At 61.5% G+C, this 1,679-nt stretch carries 1 protein-coding gene; it reads left to right on the forward strand.

Annotation, left to right across the window (positions count from 1 at the left end):
• The first annotated feature begins 335 nt into the window (after positions 1-335).
• Positions 336-1,490, forward strand: a complete 1,155-nt coding sequence (gene argE / locus BQ17_RS07365; RefSeq protein WP_089725719.1) for an acetylornithine deacetylase — start codon at positions 336-338, stop codon at positions 1,488-1,490.
• Positions 1,491-1,679: the final 189 nt, after the last annotated feature.

Consider the following 1,679-nt stretch of genomic DNA (forward strand, 5'->3'; position numbering starts at 1 on the left):
ATTCCTCCTCGCCGCGCCTTGCGCTCGGGCACCATCGGCACACCTCGCTTACCGAAATATTCACGCGCGACGGGTATCCGAATGCCGGACACCGGCCTGATGCTCTCCGCGGCGCAGAGCAACCAGCTTCCCACGCAGCGCGTGGGAACGAGAATGACCGCGTCGGGCCTCACCTTTTACGACACCCTCCCGGTGGGAAAGGGAGTGAAATACACAATTGTGCCGTGTGGCAGTATATATCCGCAGATTACGCAGATCCTTTCGTTTTTTTACTCCGCAATCGGTGTAATCTGCGGACTAAAAGATTTCCCGGTCCGATCCTGGGGAGCAACTGTATGTCCCATACCATACCATCCCTGACCTCCATGCTGGAGGCCCTGATCGCCACGCCGTCCGTCAGCAGCGTCAATCCCGGCTTGGATCAGAGCAATCAGGCCGTCATCGATCTGCTGGCCGATTGGCTGGAGGCGGCGGGATTTCGTACCGAGCTGATGGAAGTACCGGATCGTCCGGGTAAGGTCAATTTGATTGCGACCCTGGGGACGGGACCCGGTGGGCTGGTGTTGGCGGGGCACACGGACACGGTTCCCTGCAACCCGGAACGCTGGAGCCACGACCCATTCCGCCTCACGGAAGACAATGGTCGGCTCTACGGGCTCGGTACCAGCGACATGAAGTCCTTCCTCGGTATCGCCATCGAGGCCGCAAAGGGGCTGAGGGCGCAAGACCTGGGCAGGCCCCTGGTGATCCTGGCCACCGCGGACGAAGAGTCCTCCATGAGCGGGGCCCGGGCGCTGGCCCATGCCGGCCGTCCCAGCGGTCGCTATGCCCTGATTGGGGAGCCGACCGGGCTCAGCCCGGTGCGCCTGCACAAGGGAGTGATGGGGGAGGCGATACGCCTGACGGGGCGGAGCGGCCATGCGAGTGAACCGAGCCTGGGCCGCAATGCCCTCGATGGCATGCAGGAGATCATGGGAGACCTCATGGCCTGGCGTGAGGCGCTCGAACGACGCTATCACCATCCCGCTTTTGCCTTGCCGAGCCCGACGCTTAACCTGGGCTATATCCATGGCGGCGACAATTTCAACCGCATCTGTGATAACTGTGAGCTGCACCTGGATCTGCGGGTGCTGCCGGGAATGAAGACCGAAGATTTGCGCTCCGAGCTGGCGAGTCGGGTCGCGGCAATCGCCGGTCGGCGCGGACTCGCATGGGAGGTAGAGCCCCTGTTCGCCAGTATCCCACCGGCTGAAACACCGCGGGAATCGGCCATCGTCAAGGCAGGGGAATTGCTCACCGGTCACGCAGCGGAGGCAGTGAGCTTCGGGACCGAGGCCCCCTTTTTCAACCAACTGGGAATGGAGACCCTGATCCTCGGGCCGGGTAACCTGGCCCAGGCCCATCAGCCGGACGAGTACCTGGAGGTTGGCCGGATCCCTCCGACCCTGGAGCTACTGCGGGGAATGATTCGGCGTTTCTGCGAGGCATGAACTCCGATATCCTTTTCAATCCGCAGATTACGCAGATTTCCGCAGATGAAGAAAGAAACAATCTGCGAAAATCTGTGTAATCTGCGGATTCAAAAAGCGAACGCGATTTCGCGCTCGTTCCCACGCTCCAGCGTCACTGCCATTAAGTTAGTGTCAACGGCCTCAGTAGCAGAGCTTGCGTCGGCGCCG

The sequence above is a fragment of the Candidatus Thiosymbion oneisti genome (assembly GCF_900092655.1).
In the GTDB taxonomy this organism is placed as follows: domain Bacteria; phylum Pseudomonadota; class Gammaproteobacteria; order Chromatiales; family Chromatiaceae; genus Thiosymbion; species Thiosymbion oneisti.